Origin of the sequence: Candidatus Kryptonium sp. (assembly GCA_025060635.1) — a bacterium.
GTDB lineage: Bacteria > Bacteroidota > Ignavibacteria > Kryptoniales > Kryptoniaceae > Kryptonium.
In genome coordinates this window covers 1-619 of record JANXBN010000123.1, presented here as the reverse complement: position 1 = coordinate 619, position 619 = coordinate 1, and the positions used below count along the sequence as shown (strand labels likewise).

The following is a 619-nucleotide window of genomic DNA, read 5'->3' as shown; positions in this document are numbered from 1 at the left end:
CATCTATCGCTATCGCATTAATGACGTTACTTGGCAACCTTGAATTTGATGTGTTATAAACCGCCCAATTTGTTCCATCAAATTTTACAAACCCACCACCATTTGTTCCGATCCACTTAATATTCTGAACATCAACTAAGATTTCATAAATATCATTCACCACCAAATTTGAATTACTCGGGGTATATACAGTCCAATTCACTCCATCAAATTTTACAAGCCCTCCACCATTTGTCCCAATCCACTTATTTCCTTGAGCATCTATTACTATTGCGCTAATAGAATTACTTGGCAAACCCGAATTCGTTGTGTTATAAACAGTCCAATTTGTCCCATCAAATTTTGCAAGACCATTCCCTGTCCCAATCCACTTATTTCCTTGTCCATCTATTGCTATCGCATTAACGGTATTATTTGGCAATCTTGAATTTGATGTGTTATAAACAGTCCAATTTGTCCCATCAAACTTTGCAAGACCACCAAAATATGTCCCAACCCATTTATTCCCTTGCCCATCTATCGCTATCGCACTAACCCAATTATTCGGCAAACTTGAATTTGATGTGTTATAAACAGTCCAATTTGTCCCATCAAACTTTGTAAGACCACCAAAGTATGT

General features: G+C 37.2%; 1 protein-coding gene. It reads right to left on the bottom strand.

The features are described 5' to 3' along the window. Positions 1-619 (bottom strand): two component regulator propeller domain-containing protein (locus tag NZ923_10780; GenBank protein MCS7230490.1); only part of this gene is annotated, 619 nt, incomplete at both ends.